General features: G+C 60.4%; 15 protein-coding genes and 1 tRNA gene. 8 read left to right on the top strand and 8 right to left on the bottom strand.

What is annotated here, in order from left to right; translation table 11 throughout:
• Positions 1-85: 85 nt before the first annotated feature.
• From BGE01nite_RS00305 to BGE01nite_RS00295, 3 genes are all read right to left on the bottom strand, one after another.
• Entirely contained in the window at positions 86-1,660 is a 1,575-nt protein-coding gene (locus BGE01nite_RS00305; RefSeq protein ID WP_146848260.1) for a hypothetical protein, read from the bottom strand.
• Between the two features lie 166 nt (positions 1,661-1,826).
• Positions 1,827-2,150, bottom strand: coding sequence for a hypothetical protein (locus BGE01nite_RS00300; protein ID WP_146848259.1), 324 nt, complete (start codon positions 2,148-2,150; stop codon positions 1,827-1,829).
• A complete protein-coding gene (locus tag BGE01nite_RS00295; protein WP_146848258.1) occupies positions 2,147-2,659 on the bottom strand; it encodes an RNA polymerase sigma factor in 513 nt (170 codons plus the stop codon). Before BGE01nite_RS00295 ends, BGE01nite_RS00300 begins: the two co-directional genes overlap by 4 nt.
• 661 nt (positions 2,660-3,320) lie before the next feature.
• Between BGE01nite_RS00295 and dnaE the strand changes: the two genes are divergently transcribed.
• Positions 3,321-6,893: a DNA polymerase III subunit alpha gene (gene dnaE / locus BGE01nite_RS00290; RefSeq protein ID WP_146848257.1), complete on the top strand. Its 3,573-nt coding sequence runs from the start codon at positions 3,321-3,323 to the stop codon at positions 6,891-6,893.
• Positions 6,894-7,002: 109 nt separating this feature from the next.
• The gene (locus BGE01nite_RS00285; protein WP_146848256.1) at positions 7,003-7,386 is read left to right on the top strand and encodes a hypothetical protein; all 384 of its coding nucleotides are present in this window, start codon (positions 7,003-7,005) and stop codon (positions 7,384-7,386) included.
• 123 nt (positions 7,387-7,509) lie between these two features.
• Here the strand turns inward: BGE01nite_RS00285 and BGE01nite_RS00280 are convergent, their stop codons facing one another.
• From BGE01nite_RS00280 to BGE01nite_RS00260, 5 genes are all read right to left on the bottom strand, one after another.
• Positions 7,510-8,181 carry a class I SAM-dependent methyltransferase gene (locus BGE01nite_RS00280; RefSeq protein WP_146848255.1) on the bottom strand — a complete coding sequence of 224 codons (672 nt, stop codon included), beginning with the start codon at positions 8,179-8,181 and terminating at the stop codon, positions 7,510-7,512.
• Positions 8,178-8,930: a glycosyltransferase family 2 protein gene (locus BGE01nite_RS00275; protein ID WP_146848254.1), complete on the bottom strand. Its 753-nt coding sequence runs from the start codon at positions 8,928-8,930 to the stop codon at positions 8,178-8,180. Before BGE01nite_RS00275 ends, BGE01nite_RS00280 begins: the two co-directional genes overlap by 4 nt.
• A gap of 77 nt (positions 8,931-9,007) precedes the next feature.
• The gene (locus tag BGE01nite_RS00270; protein WP_146848253.1) at positions 9,008-10,591 is read right to left on the bottom strand and encodes a TolC family protein; all 1,584 of its coding nucleotides are present in this window, start codon (positions 10,589-10,591) and stop codon (positions 9,008-9,010) included.
• 167 nt (positions 10,592-10,758) lie between these two features.
• Positions 10,759-12,330 carry a long-chain-fatty-acid--CoA ligase gene (locus BGE01nite_RS00265; RefSeq protein WP_146848252.1) on the bottom strand — a complete coding sequence of 524 codons (1,572 nt, stop codon included), beginning with the start codon at positions 12,328-12,330 and terminating at the stop codon, positions 10,759-10,761.
• 64 nt (positions 12,331-12,394) lie between these two features.
• The gene (locus BGE01nite_RS00260; RefSeq protein ID WP_146848251.1) at positions 12,395-13,801 is read right to left on the bottom strand and encodes an outer membrane protein assembly factor BamB family protein; all 1,407 of its coding nucleotides are present in this window, start codon (positions 13,799-13,801) and stop codon (positions 12,395-12,397) included.
• Positions 13,802-13,901: 100 nt separating this feature from the next.
• On the opposite strand from BGE01nite_RS00260, the gene BGE01nite_RS00255 reads away from it, so the two are divergent.
• The 6 genes from BGE01nite_RS00255 to BGE01nite_RS00230 all read left to right on the top strand — a co-directional run bounded on the left by BGE01nite_RS00255 (position 13,902) and on the right by BGE01nite_RS00230 (position 20,991).
• Positions 13,902-13,973 (top strand) — tRNA-Leu (locus BGE01nite_RS00255).
• Between the two features lie 169 nt (positions 13,974-14,142).
• A complete protein-coding gene (locus BGE01nite_RS00250; RefSeq protein ID WP_146848250.1) occupies positions 14,143-16,386 on the top strand; it encodes a hypothetical protein in 2,244 nt (747 codons plus the stop codon).
• Between the two features lie 74 nt (positions 16,387-16,460).
• Positions 16,461-17,411, top strand: a complete 951-nt coding sequence (locus BGE01nite_RS00245; protein ID WP_146848249.1) for an SMP-30/gluconolactonase/LRE family protein — start codon at positions 16,461-16,463, stop codon at positions 17,409-17,411.
• Between the two features lie 69 nt (positions 17,412-17,480).
• Positions 17,481-18,815 carry a carboxypeptidase-like regulatory domain-containing protein gene (locus tag BGE01nite_RS00240; RefSeq protein WP_146848248.1) on the top strand — a complete coding sequence of 445 codons (1,335 nt, stop codon included), beginning with the start codon at positions 17,481-17,483 and terminating at the stop codon, positions 18,813-18,815.
• Positions 18,816-18,850: 35 nt separating this feature from the next.
• Positions 18,851-20,071: a M14-type cytosolic carboxypeptidase gene (locus BGE01nite_RS00235; protein ID WP_170266491.1), complete on the top strand. Its 1,221-nt coding sequence runs from the start codon at positions 18,851-18,853 to the stop codon at positions 20,069-20,071.
• A 56-nt stretch (positions 20,072-20,127) separates the two neighbouring features.
• A complete protein-coding gene (locus BGE01nite_RS00230) occupies positions 20,128-20,991 on the top strand; it encodes an ABC transporter ATP-binding protein (protein WP_146848246.1) in 864 nt (287 codons plus the stop codon).
• The last annotated feature ends 137 nt before the right edge of the window (positions 20,992-21,128 follow it).

The following is a 21,128-nucleotide window of genomic DNA, read 5'->3' as shown; positions in this document are numbered from 1 at the left end:
CGGGGTTCTTATTTATCTTCTTTCTTGTTAGGTTTTCGAGGTGCCACCCCATTGGAATGGGGTGGTACGTTGGGGGCGTGCAGGGTTACTCTTTCAGGGGCTCGTAGCGCCAGGTCCAGTCGCCGAGGTATTGGGGGTCGCGGGGGCTGGGGCTGGAGCCGGGGGATTTCTTTTCTTTGGCGACTGCGCCGCCGTCGTCTTTGCCGTCGGGGCCGTTGTGCCAGAGGCGGTAGCGGCCGTCGGTGCTGGCGAGGTAGTGCATGGGGGATTCGTCGAAGGCGGTCTTGGTGGCTCCGGCGAGGGTGACGGGTTCAAGGGCATCCAGGCTAGCGGGATAAATGCCGTGCTGGATGAAGTGGCGCTCGAGGGCGCAGGCGAGGAGGGCTTGGCGGCGGGTGTTCTCGGCGAGGGCGGAGGAGAGTTTAACCTGGCTGACGGCTGGCAGGGCCATTTTAGCCAGGAGGAGATCGGGGCGCTTGAGGAGGCTGATGCTTTTCAGCCAGTCTTCGGCTTGGCCGGGAGACTGCAGGGCTGTTTTGAAGGACTGGTGCTGAAGCGGGTGGACGAGGTGGTCCCACTCTGCCTGCACGAGGCTGACCTTGGCGTGGGTGAAGAAGCCGGAGGGGATCATCTTCACAAAAACGGCCTCGAAAGGCGATTGCCTAAAGTTCTCCGTCATGTTTTTGAGCATGGCATAGGCGGCGGCATTCTTTTCCAGATGTGCGGCCATGTCTGCGCCGAAGGCCATCTCGCCACGCATGGCCTGGAGGAGGCTGGCTGGCATCTCCAGGCGGGAAAAAGCGGTTTGGAGGGAACGGAGCTGGGTATCGCTGAGGGCGCGTTTTTGCAGGAGCAGCCAGGTGAGACTGGCGGCGTTTTGATGAAGGACCATGCCGACGAGATGGCAGATGAGGAGCGGCTCTTTGAGATGACCTTCCGCCAGGCGCAGGAGGGTCACGACATCGGCCGTGGCTGCCTCAGGATCGCCGGATTCTGCGCAGGCGATGCCGTGCAGTTGCAGGAGACGGCCCAGGGCATTGGTGGTGGTGCAGTAAGGGATGGGGAGGGCGAAAAGAGGTTGTGGCAACGGGGTCTGGTCCCAGCGCGGGAGGTAGTCCACCTCCGTGCGGGTCAGCGCGGCCTGGGTGATCTCGGTGATGAAGGGGGCGTGTTTCTCGATGGCCTGACGCAGGGCCGCGGCATCGGACTCTTTGGTGAGCTGGAGCTTGGAGACCTCTAGCTGGCCGATGATGTCAGGTATGGAGGGTGGCAGAGCTTTGCCGAGGGGGTCACCGCGAGGAACGATGGTCTGCGTCGCCTGGCTGGCGGCGGATCTAAAGAGGCTCTCGGCGTCCTCGATGCGCTTGCGCTTGGTCTCGGCGGCTTTGGCTTCGGGGGTGTCACCGGGGCCGAGGCGGATGCCGTTCAGGGCGTCGATGGCGGCGAGGTTTTGATCGTTGGGGACGGGAGGGGGCTGGAGTTTGACGAAGTCGAGAGTTTCATTTTTGGACTCGAGCTCCTGGGTGAGGCGCTGCCAGCGGCGCTGGCCGGTCCATTTCAGGACGACGGCAAGCAGGACCCACAGGGTGACGAGGGTGATGAGGATCCAGGTGAGGACGCGGAGCCAGCGACGGCTCCAGAGGCGGGTGGGGAGGGACATGGGGGTAAGCGGTGGACGGTTGGCAGTGAGCGATGGGCGGAATGAGGAAGACGCGGAGACTCGGAGAGGGGAGACGCGGAGAAGGAGGGGAGTGGTGGAGTATTGAGAAATGGGCACGATGGAGCCTTGGGGGTGGGTTGGGGCCCACCCGTGAGGGTTTGGGGGCTCACTTGAAGGCGAGGAGGGACTGGAGGAGCTCGGTTCGCTGCTTCAGGGACTGGGCGGTGGCGGGGTCGGTGAGGGACTTGCTGTCCGGGGTGGCAGGGGTGCTGAGGTGCAGGACGATGACGGCGGCCCAGGCGAGGCCCCAGCCGATGGCGAGCCAACGGGGTGGCGTGCGGCGGATGCGGGGGGCGATGGAGACAGATGCTGGCGTGGCCGTGGTTTGGGAGAGGCGGACGAGGAGCTCCGCCTTCCATTCGGGAGGCAGGGGGCTCAGGGGGAGGGAGCTGAGCCGTGATTCGAGATCGGTGGGGTCGTCGTGTTTCATGGCGGCTGGATTTCGTCGTAAAGGGGCCGGAGCAGGGAACGCAGTTTTTCGAGCGCGTAGCGGTAGCGGCTGGCGGCGGTGTTCAGAGGGATGGCCTGGACGGTGGCGATCTCCTCAAAGGTGAGGCCTTGCCAGAGTTTTAGGTGGGCGACGCTGCGCTGTTCCGGGGGCAGGTCGGCGAGGGCTTTTTCGACCCGCTGGGCGAATTCGGCGGCGTCGGGGTCGGGCTGGGGCTGGAAGAGGGGGCGGGGCTCGGAGGCGCTGCGCTCCTCGGCCTGGCGGCGGGTGCCGTGGTGGCGCATCCAGTCGATGCAGAGATGGTGGGCCAAGCGGGTGAGCCAGGCGCGCTCGCTCTCCAGGTTGGGGAGGCCCTGGTGCTGGAGCTTGAGGAAGAGATCGTGGAGGAGGTCCTTCGCCTGGGTCTCACAGCGGACGATGCTGGAGATGTAATGGAACAGGCCCGCCGCGTGGGCATCGTAGAGCTGTTCGATCTGGCGAGGGGTGAGCATGAGGGGGTGTTACCTGGGAGGACGGATGTGCGGGGGAGGTTTGTCTAGAATTCTTGATCTTTGAATCCTGATTCCTGATTCAAGGGGCGGAAGCGCGGTGTCCAAAGGGTCCGCTTGGGTCACTTTTCAGGATGCGGGGGCGGGTGGAAGTTGCGGGGCTATGAGTGCTTTTTTCACAGGAGATTTGGAGATGGGGAGACAATCACCCGAAAGGGATGGGAGCCGGACTGGGGGCTGTTTACGGTGGTTTCAGACGGTAGGCCGATCTGGGTCAATCCGACTGGATCCGACCTCATGGAACAAGAGGTGCGGGTGGTGGTGGCGGAGTCGTAGGCTCATCTCGCGGGAGCGAGATGGCTACTTTGCTGGCGCGCTTCGCGTGAGGCGATTCGAGCTGATCCGACTGGATCCGACCTGTTCGTGGGTGGTGGGAGGGTGCGGGGCTCTTGCGTTGATCGGGGCAAACCCCATTGGAATGGGGTTGTACGTCCGAGAGGGCAGTCTTCGGGAACTCGGGGGCGGTCCAGGTTGATCAAGGTGGATCCAGGCTGGATTTTTGTTGGAGGCAGAGGGGGTGTGGAGTTTTTAGTGAGGGGAGGGACGACGCTGTCTTGATGCGGACCTTTGGCTGCCTAAACTGAACCGCCCAACATCCAGGCACATGGCAGACTCATTCGTTCATCTTCACGTCCATTCCGATTACTCGCTTCTTGATGGAGCGTGCCGGGTGGATGATCTCGTGAAGCGGGCGCAGAAGCTCAAAATGCCTGCGGTGGCGATCACGGACCATGGGAACCTTTATGCGGCGATCGACTTCTACATGTCGGCGCTGAAGACGAAGCCGAAGCTGAAGAAGGATGAGGTGGCGACGCCGGAGCAGCTGGAGAAGATCGTGAAGCCGATCCTGGGCTGCGAGGTGTATCTGGCGCCGGGATCCATGCGGGAGATGAAGGACATCACGGGCCGCAAGCGCTCGTCGCATCTCACCCTTCTGGCGGCGAACAACGAGGGTTATGAGAACCTCTCCAAGATCGTCACGGAGGCGCATCTCTTCGGCCAGTGGGATCACCCGCGCATGGACAAGGATCTGCTGCGTCAGTACAGCAAGGGGCTGATCTGCCTGAGCGGGGACATGAATGGGGAGATCAACCAGCTTCTCCTCACCGAGCGGCCTGATGAGGCGGAGCGGAGCCTGCGTGAGTTCGTGGACATCTTTGGGACGGAGAATTTCTATCTCGAGCTGCAAAATCACGGCATGGAGCAGCAGCGGACGGTGACGAAGCAATTGCTCCAATGGGGCAAGAGCTACGGGCTCAAAACGGTGGCCACGAATGATGTGCACTTCATGAACCGAGAGGATCATGAAAGCCATGATCTGCTCATCTGCATCGGCACGGGTGCGAGCGTGCATGACCAGAACCGCGTCACGTACTCACCCGAGGTGTATTTCAAAACAGCCGAGGAGATGCGCGCGCTCTTCTCCGAACTTCCGGAGGCCTGTGATGCCACGCTGGAGATCGCGGACAAATGCAATCTGAACATCCGGCTCGATGCGACGAGCATTGACCGCTACCCGCTGTACAATCCTGAGGATGGCAGCGACCGCGCCGGCTATCTGCGCCATCTATGTGAAGAAGGTCTGATCAAGCGCTATGGTCGTGATCGTGCGCTCAATGATGAAAACCTGCGCAAGCGCATGGACTATGAGCTGGCGCTGCTGAACGAAAAAAACTTCACCAGCTACTTCCTCATCGTCTGGGACTTCATCAACTGGGCCAAGGAGCATGGCATCCCTGTCGGTCCAGGCCGTGGTTCGGCGGCGGGCTCGCTCGTCGCCTTTGTGCTGGAGATCACGGACATCGACCCGCTGCGCTTCGAGCTGGTGTTTGAGCGATTCCTGAATCCTGAGCGTGTCAGCCCGCCCGATATCGACATCGACTTCTGCCAGACGCGCCGGCCTGAGGTCATTGAGTATGTTAGGCAAAAATACGGTGAGCTCAGCGTGAGCCATATCATCACCTTCGGCACCATGGGCGCGAAGAGCGTGATCCGTGACGTGGGCCGCGTGCTGGGCTGGGGTTACAATGACGCGGATCGTCTTTCGAAGATGATCCCGGACGAGCTGAACATCGATCTCAAAGGCGCGGTCGAAAAGAATCCCGAGCTCAAAAAGCTCATCGACGAAGACAGCCAAACCCAGGAGCTCTGGCGGCACGCCACCTTCCTGGAAGGCTGCACACGCGGCACTGGCATTCACGCGGCCGGCATCGTTATTGGTGACAAGCCGCTCTCCACTTTCATTGCCCTCACGCGAGGCAAGGAAGAGGAAATCGTCACCCAGTTTGCCATGAAGCCGCTCACTGAGCTGGGCATGCTGAAGATGGACTTCCTGGGGCTGAAGACGCTCACCGTCATTCACGAAGCCGAGCATTGGATTCAGAAGCGCATCTATGGTTTCAGATCATCCGAGGCACCGCTGGATGACGTGAAGACCTTTGAGATGATCCAGCGCGGCGAGACCACCGCTGTCTTCCAGATGGAGTCTGGTGGCATGGTCAATACCTGCAAGCAGCTCGGGCCGGACAAGATCGAAGAGATTATCGCTATTCTGGCCCTGTATCGACCAGGGCCCATGCAGTTCATCCCGGACTTCATCGCGCGTAAAAAGGGTCTGGAGAAGGTCGAGTATCCGCACCCTTTGCTGGAAAGGATCGCGAAGGAAACGTACGGCATCTTGGTCTATCAGGAGCAGGTGCAGCAGGCGGCGAACTTGCTCGCCGGATTCAGCCTGGGTCAGGCTGACTTGCTCCGCCGAGCGATGGGTAAGAAGGACATGCAGGAGATGGCGAAGCAGCGTCTCGTGTTCGTGGCAGGTTGTGAGAAGACCAACGAAATTCCACCCAAACAGGCTAACGAAATCTTCGACTTGCTGGAGAAGTTCGCTCAATACGGCTTCAACAAGTCCCACTCCGCCGCGTACGGGATTGTCACTTATCGGACAGCTTATCTGAAGGCGAATTTCCCGGTCGAGTTCATGACCGGCGTGCTCAGTCTGGAAGTCAGCAACACGGAGAAGATCGCCAACTTTGTCAGCGAATGTCAGCGCATGGGCATCACCATCCTGCCGCCGGACGTGAACAAGAGTTTGCTCGTCTTCGCTCCGGAGCGCACCAAGGACGCCGAGACGCCTGAGGGCGTGCCGAATGCCATCCGCTATGGTCTCGCGGCTATTAAGAACGTGGGTGAGGGCGCCATGGCCTCCGCCATTGAGGAGCGTAAGAACGGCGAGTTCAAAAGCCTCGAAGACTTCTGCTCACGCATCGACACCAAGTCCGTGAACAAGAAGACCCTGGAGTCTCTGGTGAAGGCCGGCGCCTTCGATTTCACGAAGGAAGACCGCGCCACTATGTTTTCGCGGATCGACCAGGCGCTCTCCAGCGCTGCCTCGATGCAGAAGGACCTCAAGTCAGGGCAGGGCGGGCTCTTTGATACCTTCGAGATGGCGCCGAAGCGCCGCAGTGCCAAGGCCCAGGAAGTGGCCGTGACCCCGTGGACGGCCACGGAGACTTTGGATAATGAAAAGGAGCTGCTCGGCTTCTATGTCAGCGGTCATCCGCTTGATTCCTTCCGCGGACACTTTGATTCATCGAAGATCACCAAGATCATGGCCATCCATGAGGTGGACACCTCGCAGAAGCCGCAGACGATTTACCTCGTCGGCATCATCAACACCTGCGCGGTGAAGTATTCGAAGAAGGACAATCGACCCTTCGCCACCTTCACCTTTGAAGACTTCACCGGCCAGATCGAGATGATGGCCTGGAGCGAGGAGTACGAGAAGTTTAAAGAGTTCCTCCAGCCTGGCAAAGTGCTGGGTCTGCGCTGCCGCTGCATGAAGGATCAGCGCAGCGAGGGCAACCGCGTGACGATGAGTGATGCCAAGGAGCTGCAGCCGAAGAAGGCGCGCAATCCGAATGCCGCGACGGAGGTGATTGAAAAGCCTGTGGTGCCTCCCGCACCCCCGAAGCCGCTGCTACTGCGGCTTGACTCACGCCGGCATAGCGAGATCGATCTTGAGCGCATTCATGAGGTGCTGGTGCAGCATCCGGGTGAGCTGCCGGTGATCTTTGAGTTTGCCTACAATGGTGGGAGCCGAGTGCGAATGGAAGTGGGCGAGCAGTACCGGGTCACGCAGACGAAGGATCTGGTGCAGAAGCTGATGATCTGGATGTGAGCGGGTGGAGCCATTTATGATTTTTGATTTGGGGGCGTGAGTTGTTTTGCGGAGTGCTCTCATTCCGCGCTTGCGATGAGTGAGTGATCTTGTTCTTGTGTCTTCTCTCATGATGAAGTCACTCCCGCTCCTCGCTCTCGCCAGTCTGTTGCTTTGCTCCTGCTCCGGCACTCACTCCACGATTCGTGATGGTTATGCGTATCAGATGACCGAGGACCAGGCGGGCACACTGGTAGACACGGTGATTCGCTCGAACATCGTCAATGACCGCATGCTTCCGGGCAGCAAGCTGGTGGCCTCGGGGTATGATCGTGCGATGACGGACACGCAGACTTACACGGCTACCGCGGTGGCTGTGCCGCGGCTAAATGCTTACGGTTTCGAGGTGCAGCATGAAGGCACGATGTTCAATGGTCCGACGAAGGCCAAGCACATCTTTGCCACGCTGAATGAGCGCGCGGCGCTGGTGGGGCCGAGGGTCTCTGTGAAGTGAGCTCCTCGTAAAGATTTATTGGCAGACGAATGGGGACAGGCGAATAGTTGGCCCTGACTGGTTGTCATTCGTTTGTCCCCATTCGTCTGCCAGCGGATCCCGCGTTGGGATCTGGCGCATGCCTCACCTCTCTCCGACGATCAGGTAGTTGTTAAACGGAGTGCCGCCCCACATGGGCTCGAGGCGCACGTTCAGGCCGGCGGCATTGAGCACGCGGCGGAACTGGTCGGCCTCGGGATAGCGGGTGGGCGCGGCTTTCATCCAGAAGGTGACTTTGGCGAGGTAGTCTCCGAGCACGGTCACGCGGAAGCGCCAGGATTCATCGCGCAGGCCCGAGCGGATGATGAGCTTGCCGCCAGGGGCCACACGGCTGGCGGCGATGGTGAGCAGCGCGTCTTGCTCGGCCTCAGTGAAGAACTGGAGGATGTCCAGGATGACCACGTGGCCGCTGAATTCGGGCAGGCCGGTGCGCGCATCGCCGGAGGCAAAGGACATGTCGCCATGGCCGGCCTTCGTGGCCATCTGGCGGGCGGAGTGGATCTTGCGCGGGTCGTAGTCGAAGCCGGTGACAGGGCTGCTGAGGCCGCAGGCGCGCAGGTAATGCGCCAGCAGGCCGATGCCGCAGCCGATGTCCAGCACGGGCAGCAGAGTGGCATGCACCTCGCGCACCACAGCGGAGTAGACGGGATCGCTGCCGAGCTTTGCCTTGGTGTAGAAATGGTCCCAGCGTGCATCACACAGGGAGGCGATGTCTTCCAGGGCCTGGGAGCTGGCGACGACGGGAGCGGGTGTCATGACTTGAGCGGATTGCGGCCGCGCAGCAAAAGATACGGTAGGCGCCAGAAGAAGCCAATCAGCAAGCGCGCGTGCATCCAGGTGAGGAGGGTGTTGTCCCGGAAGTAGCGGAACTGGGACACGCCGCCTTCCTCGGCGGTGAGGTAGCGCACCTTCGTGGGCACGGCTTTCATGGGCACGCCCTGCCAGGCCAGACGCACGGCGATCTCGGTATCGTAGTCAAAGCGCCGCGCCCAGAGGGTGCCGCGGAAGGCTTTGATCAGGGCCGGGATGGGATAGAGGCGCATGCCGAAAAGCGAGTCGGGGATGCCCCAGTTCAGGGTCTCGATATTCGTCCAGCCATTGGAGAGCTTGCGACCCTGCACGCGGAGCTGCGGTGCCTCGGGTCCGAAGACCGGGCAGCCCATGAGCGCGGCCTCGGGGTGCTCTTTGGAGAGTTTTAGGAAGTGGGGGATGTCCTCCGCCGGGTGCTGGCCGTCGGCATCAATGGTGAGGACATGGGTGTAGCCAGCTTCATCGGCGAGCTTGATGCCGTGGAGCACGGCGGCGCCTTTGCCACCGTTCTTCTCGATCACGATCACGCGCAGGCCAGGGTGGTTTTGCTTCAGCGGGTCCAGCAGGGCGGTGCTGCCGTCCGTGCTGCCGTCGATGACCACCCAGACCTCCGGCCACTGCGCCAGGACGTTTGCCACGGTCTGGGGCAGGATGCGGCCGGTATTGTAGCTGGGGATGAGGACGAGGACTTTCAAAAGCGGACGGGCGAAGGGCCGCGCATGGTGGGGAGAAATCGCCCGCTGTCCATCCCGATCCCGGGTCAGGGGAGTCGCTATTTGGTGGATGTCCGGACGGCCTTGGGCTGGGAACTGCCGCGGTCGATCCGGATGCCATGACGCTCCAGCAGGGTGCCTGCCACCAGATGCAGGTTGGTGGCGGCCTGATTGTAGTCCGCGTGAGCGGCCAGGCGCCGGGTGCGGGCCTCGGCCAGGGCAGCGCGGGCACGGAGGACGTCAAAGGTGCGTGCCAGGCCCTGCTCCAGCCGCTTTTGCTCCGTCTCCAGAAGCTGACCTGCGAGCCGCTCGCTCTCGCGGGTGGACTCCATCTTGGCGCGGGCCGTGCGCACCTGGGCCAGCACGGTGTCCAGCTCCGTGGAGATGGTCAGCTCACTTCGGGCGATGTTCAGGATGGCCTGCTGCTGGCGGTGCTCGGCGGCGTTGCGGTTCGCCTTCGCCGTGCGGTTCCCCAGCGGGATGCTGAACTGGAACCCGACCTGCGTGTCATAGCCCTGGCGCTCGAAAGCCCGCTCAAAGGCGCTGCCATAGCTGCCGCTGAGTCCGTTCGCGGTCAAAGTGGCCTGCAGGTCCAGGCGCGGCAGGAGCTGGTTGCGCATGTATTTGACCACGATGGCCTGCTTCTCCGCCTCCTCCAAAGCGCCGCGATGATCCGGCCGGCGCTGAAGAGCACTCTGCAGATGCTTTGCACGGTCCAGCTGGGGCGAGATGATGGGCAGCGAGTCTTTGGGCAGAAACACCACGCCAGCGCCTTCATCCACCGTGCCGAGGATCTGTGTCTTCAAGGTGGTTTGTCTCTCCACCACCTGCCCGAGAGCGGTGATCACCTCCTCACGTGCCACGGCCACGGCCACCTCTGCCTCCTGTACATCGGCAGGGGAGAGCAGCCCGAGCTCGAGGCGCTTCTTGTTCTCCGCCACCAGGGTGCGGGCAAAGGCCGCGACCTCGCGCTTCACCTCCACATTCTCCACGGCGAAGATGAGCTGGAAGTACTGCACGATGACCTGCCCCAGCGAGCGCTGGAACTGCAGCTCCCACTTCGCATCGGCAATCACGGCGTTTTTCCGGCTCACGCGCAGCTCCGCGAGGTTCACGGACGGGCCGAAATCGCGTAACAAGGGTTGCTTCAAGCTGAAGCCGACCGCCGCGGCATACTCGGGGTAGAAGATGGCTGGAGGACGCTGGCGGTTGAGATCGTTTCGAAACACGCCCGTGCTGGCGTAGATCTGGTATTCTGTGCCCAGCGGCAGCTTGCCCTGGATGCCGGTTTGCGTGAGCAGGCTCTGCTGCATGAAGAGGCGCGGCTCAGTGAGCGGAATGATGATCCCGCCCGTCTGCACGTAGTCGAGCGAGTTCTGCGGCAGGTTCGACTCACGCCAGTTCGAGGTCAGGAAGTAAGACGGCTCGAACTTCCCGAGGGCCACGTCTGTCTGCTCATCGGCCACGGCCCAGTTCAGCCACTCGATGCGCACGTCCAAGCTCTTTTCCATGACCCCGCGCACGGCTTCATCCAGGGTGATGTGCACCGGCTGCAGTCCGAGGGTGTCCTCAAACGACTGCCCCCGTGCGCCAATGGCTGCGAAGCCAAGAGCGAGAAAGGTGAGACGTCGAAGAAACAGCATGCCGTAGCGCTCATGCTCTCAGCATCCTGTCTAACATTCAAGGAAAAGGGGTCGTGCGGAGGAACTCATGGGAGTTCCTGGGTTGGGTGGAAGCGCCTCCATCCCGTTTTGGTAGAAAGATTTGCTGAAATCTTTCTGCCCTCATTTTTCTGCCAAAGTTCCTTGGTCTATTGCTTCGTGATGTTTGCCCGACCGCCGCGCAGCACGTACTTTTGGATTTTGCCGGTGGCTGTTTTGGGGAGCTCCTTCACCAGGGTGAAACCGTGCGGCACTTTGAAATGCGCGAGATGCTCGCGGCAGAAAGTGCGCAGATCAGCCTCGGCTGGAGATGCACCTGCCCGTGGCACGATGAAGGCCTGCGGTGTCTCGCCCCACTTCTTGTGCGGCATGCCCACCACGGCCACTTCCTGGACTTCGGGGTGACGCAGCAGCGTGCCCTCGACCTCAACGGAGGAGATGTTCTCACCACCACTGATGATGATGTCTTTCCAACGATCACGGATCTCGATGTAGCCATCCCGGTGCACCACGGCCGCGTCGCCGCTGTGAAACCAGCCGTTGCGGATGGCCTTCGCGGTGGCCTCGGGATCATTGTAGTAACCTTTCATCACCGCATTCCCACGGATGACGATCTCACCCATCGTCGCGCCATCCTTGGGAACCTCGGCGCCTTGATCATCGATCACCCGCACTTCGGCATTGGCCAGATACTCCACGCCTTGCCGTGCCTTGATGCTGGCCCGCGTGCGTGCATCCAGCAACGCATGCTCCGGCCTCACCTCGCTGATGGTGACAATGGGAGAAACTTCGGTTAGGCCATACACATGTGTGATCTCCCAGCCGAGCTCGCCTTCCACCTTCTCGATGGTCGCGGCTGCAGGTGGCGCACCGGCGGTGAAAACACGAACGCCACGTGGTGCCTGCCTGCGGCATTCCCCAGGTGCATTGGCGATGCTGATGAGCACTGTCGGCGCGGCACACATGAGCGTGATCTCGTGGTGCTTGATGGTTTCAAAAATCAGCTTCGGATCCGCTTTCGGAAGACAGACATGCAGTCCGCCCACCGCCGTCATCGTCCACACAAAGGTCCAGCCGTTCGCATGAAACATCGGCAGCACCCACAGATAGCTGTCGGCGCTGCTGATGCGCGTGTGCATGAGGTGGCCCATGATGTTCATCGCCGTGTTGCGATGCGTCACCATCACGCCTTTCGGATTCGCCGTGGTGCCGCTGGTGTAGTTCAGCGCGATCATCTCCGTCTCATCGATCTCCGCAGGCTCAAACTGCGGCTCGCTGGCCGCCAGGGTGCTTTCATAGTCCAGCCAGCCCTCGCGCTTGCCGGTGAAGGCCACGAAGTATTCCACACCCGGCACGCGGTCGCGGATCTTGTCCACCGTGTCCAGATAGTCCTCATGCACACACACCATGCGCGCGCCGCTGTGATTGAGGATGTAGGCGAAATCATCCGCAGTTAGGCGGAAATTGATCGGCACCACCACGGCTCCGATCTGAGGCACGGCATAAAAAGACTCCAGATGCGCATGCGTGTTCGGCGCGATGCTCGCGATCCGATCTCCCGCTTTCAGCCCGAGTTTTTGAAGCGCCGCTGACCATCGATCACAGCGCTCAAAGAACTCCTGATAGGTGAAGCGTCGGCCCCCATCCACCACCGCCCCCCGGTTTGCATAGAGACGACGTGCACGACGCGCGAAATCAAGAGGCGAGAGGGGAGTTTCCATGGCGAATGCATGATCCTAACAAGGTCGCTTCCCGGTTGTGAAGCGCAAAGAAAGGTAGGCCGTCTCACATCCCAAACGCCATCAAGTGCTTGTCTGTGCGGACGTAGATCACGCCATCAAGAATCGCCGGTGAGGCAAACACCGGGGCTTTGAGCTCATTGCGGGCGAGGACGTTCAGCGTCTCGCTCTTGGCATCCAGCACCACCACGGTGCCGCGTTGGGAGACGAGATAGATCCGGCCATCGGCGGTCACGGCGGAGGCATAGTAGTCACCGGAGGCATCCACGCGCTCCGCCTGATAAATGGGGCTGCCGTTTTGGGCATCGTAGGCGCTGGCGAGGCCGCCGCTCTTCATGGTGAAGACACGACCGTTCGCCACGACGGGCGATGACACATACGGCAGGTGCTTGCTCTGCTGCCAGACGACATGCGTGTCTGTGATGTCACCGCTGCCGCCGGGTTTGATGGCAAAGAGCTGGTTCACGGCGTCTGCAAACATGCCGCGCAGCACTTCATACTCCTCTTTGGTCACTTTGCCGTCCTTGTTCGCATCGATCTGAGAATAACGATCTTTGATTTTGCTCTTGGGGAACTCCTCCAGCGTCAGCAGGCCATCCTTGTCGGCATCGTTCGCGGCCAGGAAGACATCATGCGGCTCCATGAGCACGCGGTCATCTTCATCACCGCCGACATTCCAGCTTACCAAAAGCAGCACGCCATCCGCGGCGATCGGGCTGGCATTGGAGACACGCGCCATGCCACGCACGCTCCAGCGCTGCTTGCCATCCTTCAGATCATAACTGCGTGTCCACAGCGAGCCGCAGACGATGAGCTCTTCGATGCCATCATGCTTCCAGATGAAGGGCGAGGAGAAGCCGCGCCTGAACTCGGTGCGATCCACCTTCCACACTTCCGCGCCCGTCTTCACATCCAGCGCGATCATGTAACTGCCGATGTCCTGGTCCGCCACGATGATCACTTTTCCATCCGCGATGACGGGCGAAGCACTCGTTCCAAACTCCACCACCGGAGCAGGCAGCGGCTTCTTCCACAGCTCCTTGCCACTCCAATCATAAGCCAGCACGCCATAAGAGCCGAAGTAGGAGATCACACGCTCGCCATCCGTGCAGCAGGTCGGCGCTGCCGGACTGCCGATGCGGTGCGCGTTCTCGATCTTCTCTGTTGGAACGGCCACGCGCCATAGCTCATGGCCATCCGTGCGGCTCAGGCAAAAGGTCACCAGCTTGCCGCCATCCAGGCCTGTGAGCGCGACCTTGTCTCCCCAGATGCAGGGCGATGAATGTCCCAGCGGCACCTCCACCTTCCACTTCAGATTCTTCTCCGCTGAAAACTCCACGGGCGGTTTGCCCGATCCAAGCCCGAGCCCGCCGTCCCCGCGAAACTGCGGCCAGTTGGAATCCGCGAGGCAGGTGGAGCTCAAAAGCAGAGCAGGAAAAAGCAGGCTTTTCATCAGGCAGAGAACGCGTCAGACATGGAGATCCATGCATCGCTCGTATGTAGACTTGCGAAGTGTGGCACCGCAGCCACAGTTCTCAGCGAAATTTCATCACTCCAGGGAAGCTCAACGTGAGAGCGCTCGGCTCAGGACCGGGAGGGAGCTGGTTCAACTCCAGCCCCTGGATCCTCTTCTTCATGAGTTCAGTTCCATCCATTTCCACGATGCAGGCAAATTCTGGTTATGCGGCAGGTCAGTTGGGCAAGGCGCTGAAGGCTGTGGAGAGTCACGCTGATCTGGCCGTTCGTGAGCGTGCCATGGCCAAGGCTGGGCAGTGGCGGGCAGTGCTTCAGGGCATGGCCGCAGGTGCGTTTGAGGTGGGATCACGCCAGCCTGCGAAGGGCGTGCCAGTGTGGGCGACTCCGGAAGTTGTCACCGGAGGATTTGTCACCGGAAACCTGCTGGCCGGAGGTCCGATGCTCGAACATGAGCAGGCCATTCTCAAAGCCCTGGAACTGGCTCCAGACAGCGGACGGGCGATCATCAACGAGTTCTTCTTGAGCGTTCATGGCCTGACCATGCTCTCGGAGTGGCTGTGGAATGGCCGCTATGAAATCACAGTGCCGGAAGAGGGCGCCCTGCTTGTGGTCGTTTGGTTGATGCAGCAGGACCAGCCTGATGCAGCCGCCAAGGTGCTCCATGAGATCTCGCCTTTCTTTGACCGGTTGAGATTCTATCCTGTCCCTTCGGACAAGGCGCGAAGCTCAAGCGCGGAGGTCTCAGTCCAGACGACTGGTGAGCTGGTGACCGCGCTCAATGGGATGAGCGAGCATAAAGGATACATGGTGCAGCGTGAGATGATCACTGTCTGGATTCCCATGATGGATCGTTTGGTAGGCCTGGTCTTAGAAACGGTTCAAGGTGAGGCACCTGACCTGGCCAGGGGTGGTGATGGTCTTCCGGTGCCCGTGAATGCTGACGGCCGTTTTCCTGTGGTCGGAGGCTGGCCGCTCCAGTCCATTCCACAGCGTTGGGAAACCAGGGTATCTGAGTTGTTGGAGGACTATGAAGTTCTTCGCCGAGCGCATCAAAAATGTGCCAAGCCGGACAGACGTGACGACAACTTCTACCAACTCCGTGAACTGCTGCGTCGTGCCCTTCCCGACATCGGCAACCTTCCAAGACGTGAGCTTGGTCTCATACGCCTGATCGTGGCGCGCTATCTGGCCAAGCATGGCCAGCCAGGCTCCGCACAGCGTTTGCGGCTACGTCGAGAACAAGCCCAGTCAGTGGCACTGTCGCTTCATTCTGATCTGGCCAAAGTGATCGCTCGCAGGTTGGCAGACTTCCCCCAAGATGCAGGCCTCACCGACACTTCATCGTTGATGGCACCAGTAACTCCGGAAGAGCTTCCTGATGTTGTCCAGGGCAGCTCTCTTCCGGAATCCATTGTCTGGAAAGTGGGGCGTGCTCGGTGTGACACCCTCGACAATCTTGTGTCTAAACGTGTGCTCACGTCTGGAGATTCTCTGGCCTTGGTGCTTCCGAAAGTGACTGCTGAGATCCATGCCGCGGAGATCAAGGATGACGCGTTGCGCCGCGTGCAGGCAGATGTGTATCGTGCCTTTCGCAAGAGACGCTCGTTGCTGCTGCTCAATCTGGAAAGCCAGATCCGCATCGAAGAACTTCCTTGGGTGGCCGTGATTGAACCGTGGCGGTCCAAGACTGAAGACACACGTCAGGCTGCCGTCTCTGCCTTGAGGGATATTGCGTCCACGGCCCTGACAGCCTTTCCGCAGGCGATTCTCCCCAATCGCCTTGTTCGAGAATTCAGTGGCCTTGCCAGGCAGGCTGGACTGGATCTGCCTCTGGTCGAGGAAATTGCCAGCGACATCTTCATGGGCGAGTTCGGGCCCAAGTTTCTTCACGCGGCCAAAGCTGCGGCAGGCGAGCTGCAGGGCACGCTGTATCATTTCTACTACAATGCTGATTTCGACAATGTCCTCGCCATGGAAGTTCCGAGCCCTGAGACAGCGCGACGCTCGTGGTGGAATCTCGCCATGGGAACGTCACAAGATCCATTCAGCCAGCTTTGCTGGAAGCGTGCGAAGATCGACAACTCCAAGGCCGGACATCCCGCGGCCAATGGCATGGTGATCGAGCAACAACAGATCCTCACCACCCAAAACCTCTCTGTGTTGATAGAGACACTGAACCTGCCTGTTGATCGCGAAGCAGCGGCCATTCGTTGCTGGCTCTGGATCATCCGGCGGCTGAGGCAAAGGAGCGGCAATCACCATGCGCGCCTGATCATGGTCAAAAACGCCGCCTACGCCTGGCGCCAGATGATCTATTTCTTGTCCGGGCTGACTCAGAATGCGCAGCGGGAGTTTCTTTACCGCGCAGGGCTATTTTTGTCGTTTGAGCCAAATAGCCTGCAAGAGGTGCTCCAGCCCCTGATTGCTGGACTGCAGCGTGCCATGAAAGGCCAGTGTCCGGAGTCGCCGCCAGACTCTCACTTGCTCCTTGGTTGGACAACCGGCCGCCATTGGCTGATCGGCCGAATCATTGCCGAGACAGAACGGCAGAAGACCGAGTGAGGAAAAGCAGGCTTTTCATCAGGCAGAGAACGCGGTTGGATGCGCGTTCTATTCCATTCTGTTCTGCGCCACTCATGAAATCCCTCCTGCTGCTTGTCCCGCTCGTTCTCGCTTCATGCTCCACCATGCCGTCGCCAATTGTTCCCGGGGCGAAGCCGACGGACCATGGTCTCATCGGGGCAGGGGAGGGGCCTGCGTGGAAGGATGGCTCGCTTTACTTCACCGATGGCAAGCATATCAACCGCATGGACCCGAAGGGCCGTATCACGGTGTTCCGGCACAATGCCTCCAACGGCCTGCTGTTTGACCGCGAAGGCCGTCTCGTGGCTTGTGAATCGGGGCTGCGTCGTGTGACCCGCACGGAGAAGGATGGAGGTGTCACGGTGCTGGCGGATCGTTTTAATGGTAAGCGCTTCAACTCGCCTAACGATCTTTGCATGGACTCGAAAGGCCGCATCCACTTCACCGATCCGCGTTATGGTCCGAGGGAAGGCATGGAGATCTGGTCGGTGCCGAGCATGAAGGCCGGCGTGCCCCGGCATGCCATCGAGGGTGTGTATCGCATCGAGAAGTCTGGTGAGGTGCAGATGCTGAACACCTATGGCGCCGAGCGTCCGAACGGCATCCTCATCTCGCCTGATGACCGCTATCTCTACATCGCCGACAACAATAACAACAGCCACGGTGGCTCCCGCAAACTGCTGCGCTATGAGCTCGATGAAAAGGGCAGCGTGATCTACGATACACGCAAGGTTCTCTTCGACTGGAAAGACGGCCGCGGCCCTGATGGCATGAAGATGGACAAGGAAGGCCGCCTCTATGTCGCGGCTGGCACGAACACCGCGAACGACTACGAGACCACGCGCTTCAAGGCCGGTTGCTACATTCTCTCGCCCTCCGGCAAGCTCATCGACTTCATCCCCACCTCCCCGGATGAATGCTGCAACTGCGCCTTTGGCGGAAAGGATGGCAAGACCCTTTTCATCACTTCCGGCAAGCACTTGTGGAGCGTGCCTTTGAAGTAAGCGTCGCCAAGTAGACGCCAGCGCAGAGATTAAATTGCCGTTCCTCAGGATTTATGATGGCATGATCTCATGCGTCATCTCCGCTCGCTTTTGCCTCTGCTCGCTTTTGTTCCGTGCATGGTCGTTTTCGCTGCTGAACCGACGCGACCGGATCTGGTGGGTGTGGTGAAGGGGGCGGATGGAGCACCCATCGCGGGAGCCACGGTGATGATGGACACGGCGAGGGTGAAGCATGGTCACAGCCCGCTGTGTCCGAGCTGCTATGCGGACTGCGCCAAGAGCGGGCGCACGGACAAAGAGGGGCGTTTTCGTATTGCCTCATTAGATCCCGAGCTGGTCTTCAATGTGCTCGTTACGGCGCCGCATCACCGCCCGGTGCAGGTGGAGAAAGTGGACCCGGCGAAGGGCGAGATGCGGGCCACGCTGGAGCCACTGGATCTCGCGAAGCTGGGGCGTCAGCGCTATGTGCAGGGGCGTGTGCTCGATAACAAAGGCAAGCCGTTGACGGGCGCGGTCATCAGCCCGCGATGGTTTAAAACGGACAAGCGGGAAGGCCTGGGCTTTCACGATGTGGATTCACTGGCGGTGTCGGATGACGAGGGAAAGTTCACGATCACGGCGAAGGATCCACTAGAGTTTGTCTCACTCATGGTTAGGTCACGCGGCCTCGCTCCCCGCGTGGCGGAGAAGCTGAAGCCTGACGAAGAGCTTCGTGATATCTCGATGGAGGTCGGGGCCACTATCACCGGTCGTGTGGTGAAGGATGGCAAGCCGGTGCCTCGTGCCCAGGTCGGGCTGGTGCAGGACAACCGCGATGCCACGCAGTTCTTCGGGGATCAATCCATCGCTTGTGATGAGCAGGGACGCTTCACGTTTTACAATGTGCACGGAGAGCAGCCGTATTTTGTTTATGGCATGATGGACAGCCTCAAGGACAAGGGCGCGGTGCCAGCGCGTGTGATTCAGCCGGGCAAGACTGGCAGCACTTTGGATGTCGGTGATCTGCCTGTGATCCAGGCTTACACCTTGAAGGGTCGGGTGATCCTGCCGGAGGGTGAGAAAGTTCCTCCGGGCATCAAGATCATGCTCGGGCGTGAGGACGCCTGGGATCATCAGTTGCTCGAGCTGCCTGCGGACGGAAGGTTTACTTTCACCGGATTGTCTGCGGAGATCCACTGGCTCTCGGTCACCCTCAATGGCTGGAGTTTTGCCAACGAAAATGCCAGCCTGGATCTCTACAACAATCAGTTGGTCGGCCGGATCCAAGGAGACATCCCGGACCTACGCGTGCTGATGGCGAAGGACGGCACGCCCTCCGCCCGCCGGAAGACTTTTGCCGAGCTTCAGAAGACCCAATGGAGCCAAACCGCCATCAAAGAACAGCCGCTGCGCGGTGTGCCTTAGAGAAGCGGCTCGTTTTGAAACGTATACAGGAAGTCATGAAATCACCTTTCCCACTTCTTCTCCTCCTCGGCGCGCTGGCGCTGCCTCTGCATGCCGAGCTGCGTGTGCTCACGGATTTCGAAGGCGGGAATGCGGAGGTGGTGAAGCTGGATGAGGCCACGAAAACCCTGCGCATCATGCCGGCGATCCGTGAAGGCCGCGGCTGGCCGTGCTGGTGGTTCTTTAAGCTGGATGGATTGACGGTGGGTGATGAAGTCACGCTGGAGGTGCAGGCGCAGACGAAGCCGTTTCGCGAAGCGAATGTGCTTGCCGCTGCCTGGTGCCAGCCAAAGCAGGCGTGGATCAGCAGCGATGGCAAAACCTGGACGCCGAGTGATGCGGGCACGCGCACGGAGGACAAGGCGATGAGTTACAAGGTCAAGGCCACTGCGGCGCAGATGAGCTTTGCCTGGGGGCCGCCGTTTGTGCCCTCGGATGCGGAGGCGCTGCTCGCGGAGATCGCAGCGAAGCTGCCGGAGGCGAAACGATTTGAGCTGGCGAAGACCAAGGGCGGGCGTTCGGTGAATGGCATCCGCATCGGTAAGGTCACGGCCCCGCATCAGGTCTGGGTCGGTGCTCGTCAGCATGCTTGGGAAGCCGGTGGCAGCCAGGTGGGGCGCGGTTTTATCCGCTGGTTTGCGAGCGATGAAGCGAAGGCCGTGCGTGAGAAGACCTGCCTGCATTTCATTCCCATCATGGATGTAGATAACGTCGCCGTCGGTGCCGGTGGGAAGGAATCGATCCCGCGTGATCACAATCGCGACTGGGCTGCGGAGCCGATCTATCCGGAGGTGGCGGCGGCGCAGCGCATGATCCGCGAGATCCACACCACGCGTGGTCTGGATGTGTTCATTGATCTGCATAACCCGGGAGCCACAGATCCCGTGTATTTTTACGGGCCCTTTGGCTTTGAGCGCATGACGGGGATGCAGCAGCGCAACTACCAGCGCTGGATGGATCTCGCCGCCACGAGCATCACGGAGCCGCTGAAGGTCGTGCCGAAGTATCGCTTCGCCACGTATGTGACCACGGATGAGGAGCGCGGCCGGATGAGCAGCGGCTGGGTGCGGCAAAATGGCGGACCTTTCACCATCTCTGTGACGCTCGAGACGGGCTGGAACTACCCGGTCATGTCCGTGGAAGGTTATGGCCAGATCGGTGCCGGGCTTGGGCGCACTCTCGGGGCTTACATCGATGAAAATCCGCGCCGGGAGTGAAACCTTCTTGAACGCTTGGATTGACACGGGAGTCGGTCTTTCCTTGAATCGTAGAGATGCCGCCCCCCGCCTCGACAACGCCTGCTGTGACTGTGGAAAACCTGACGAAGGTTTTCAAGGCGGGGCTTGGCAAGGCACCGTTCACGGCGGTGCGTGATCTCTCGCTCACGGTGAATGATGGCGAGGTGTATGGCCTCATCGGTCCGAACGGCTGCGGTAAATCCACGACGATGAAGGCCATCCTTGGACTGGTCACACCGACGAGTGGACGCACCACGGTGTTTGGCAAGTCCAGCACGGAGGTGGAAAGCCGCCGCGATGTGGGCTTCCTGCCGGAGAACCCGTATTTCTACAAGCACCTCAATGGTTTCGAAACCCTGCTGTTTTATGGCCGTTTGTGCAGCATGAGCGGTGCGGTGTTGAAGGATCGCGCGAAAGAGATGCTGGCCATCACAGGCCTCGAGGATGCGGCGGATCGACGCGTGTCCGGTTACTCGAAGGGCATGCTGCAGCGCCTGGGTCTTGCGCAGGCGCTATTGCATCGGCCGCGGCTTGTGGTGTTGGATGAACCGACGGCAGGTGTGGACCCCGCAGGCTCACGGAAGATCCGTGATTTGATCCTGGGTTTTAAAGAGCAGGGCATCACAGTGCTGGTCACGAGTCACTTGCTGGAGCAGATGCAGGAGGTGTGTGATCGTATCGGCATCATGGCGCATGGCCAGATGGTGCGTGAGGGGCATCTGGATGAGCTGATCGCGGTCGAAAACGAGACGGAGCTGGTGCTGGCCGATGCCTCACCGGAGTTGCTGGCGGAGATCCGGGCACTGGTGGAGAGCAAAGGGCAGGGAGCGAAAGTGGTGAGGTCCGGGCATCCGCGCACGACGCTGGAGAAGCTCTTCCTTGAAGTCGCGGAGAAGTGAGGTTGTTGGGGGCAATGAGCCCTAATTTTGGTAGAAAGATTAAGGGTAGAAAAATTAGGGGACCTTTGGCTTTGATCTTTGATGGATGAGATCGGCAGAAGTGGAGATTCTCAGGAGCGCTCGAGGGCTGCGTTGCA

It is taken from the genome of Prosthecobacter gellanilyticus (assembly GCF_007992435.1).
Classification (GTDB): domain Bacteria; phylum Verrucomicrobiota; class Verrucomicrobiia; order Verrucomicrobiales; family Verrucomicrobiaceae; genus Prosthecobacter; species Prosthecobacter gellanilyticus.
The sequence above is the reverse complement of the archived record's forward strand: the minus strand, read 5'-3'. Positions and strand labels throughout refer to the sequence as shown.